This is a genomic window from Pseudomonas sp. K5002, assembly GCF_013386655.1.
Taxonomy (GTDB): domain Bacteria; phylum Pseudomonadota; class Gammaproteobacteria; order Pseudomonadales; family Pseudomonadaceae; genus Aquipseudomonas.
Map to the genome: position 1 here is coordinate 1 of NZ_JACARK010001229.1, position 980 is coordinate 980.

At 65.9% G+C, this 980-nt stretch carries 1 protein-coding gene; it reads left to right on the forward strand.

The annotated features are described in order from the left end of the window. The coding region (locus HX846_RS35150; RefSeq protein WP_178967248.1) for an FAD-binding oxidoreductase at window positions 1-980 on the forward strand (980 nt) is incomplete at both ends.

The window sequence follows — 980 nt, forward strand, 5'->3', positions numbered from 1 at the left end:
GGGAGAGGACCGCCTGTTGGCCGGCCTGACCCCGGAACAGCGCCGGGCCTCGTTCGACCTGCTGCACGCCATCCCCGACGAAGTCGCGCAAGTGATCGAGCGCGAAGGCATCGACTGCGACTACCGCAAGGGTGGTGTGCTGTATTGCGCCGCGCGCTACCCCGAACAGGAAGCCACCCTGCGTGCATACCTGGCCAAACTTCACAGCCAGGGCCTGACCGACGACGACTACCGTTGGCTTGGCCCGCAACAACTGGCCGAGCAGATCCGTATCGCCAAGCCTTATGGCGGCATCTATGCACCCCACGTTGCCACGATTCACCCGGCCAAGCTGGTGCGCGGCCTGGCGCGGTTGGTGGAGCGGATGGGCGTCAAGATCTACGAAAACAGTCCCGTCACCCATTGGCAGTCCGGCAGCCTGCGCACGGACAAAGCCTCGGTGCGCGCCTCCTGGGTGGTGCCGGCGGTGGAAGGGTATGCCACCACGCTGGCTCCGCTGGGGCGCTATCAGCTGCCGGTGCAAAGCCTGATCGTTGCCACCGAGCCGTTGCCGGCCAGCACTTGGGACGAGATCGGCCTGAATCGTGGCCAGGCGTTTGGCGAGAGCAGCCGGCAAGTGACTTACGGCCAGCGTTCGGCGGACAACCGCCTGGTGTTCGGCGCTCGCGGGGGTTATCAGTTTGCCGGCAAGTTGCGGCACAACTTCGATCTCACCGACAGCGAAGTCGAGCTGCGTCGCTACCTGTTCGGCGAACTGTTCCCGCAGCTCAAGAAAGTCCGGATCACCCACGCCTGGGGCGGCAACCTGGGCATGTCCCGGCGCTTCAAGCCGCACATGCTCTGCGATCACGCGGCAGGCATCGCCCTGGCCGGTGGTTACGGCGGCGAGGGCGTAGGCGCCAGCAACCTCGGTGGCCGCACCCTGGCGGACTTGATCCTGGGGCTCGATACGCCGTTGGTTCGCCAGCCATGGGTGATTC